Here is a 334-nt window from a genome sequence, read left to right on the forward strand (position 1 = left end):
CTTACACGTCGTAGTACAGCTCGAACTCATACGGGTGCGGGCGCAGGTTGACGGGGGCGATTTCCTGCTCGCGCTTGATGCTGATCCAGGTCTCGATCAGGTCGTCGGTGAAGACGTTGCCTTCGGTCAGGTAGTCGTGATCCTGCTCGAGGCGGTCGATGACCGTGGCCAGGCTGGTGGGGGCCTGGGGGATGTTCTTGGCCTCCTCCGGCGGGAGCTCGTAGAGGTCCTTGTCGACCGGGGCCAGCGGCTCGATCTTGTTCTTGATGCCGTCCAGGCCGGCCATCATCATGGCGGCGAAGGCCAGGTACGGGTTGCCCGAGGAGTCCGGCGC

General features: G+C 64.4%; 1 pseudogene. It reads right to left on the reverse strand.

Annotation, left to right across the window (positions count from 1 at the left end):
- Position 1 precedes the first annotated feature (1 nt).
- Positions 2–334 (reverse strand): annotated as a pseudogene (locus tag F3087_RS45775) (glutamine synthetase); the annotation flags it as partial.

Origin of the sequence: Nocardia colli, assembly GCF_008704205.1 — a bacterium.
Lineage (GTDB): Bacteria > Actinomycetota > Actinomycetes > Mycobacteriales > Mycobacteriaceae > Nocardia > Nocardia colli.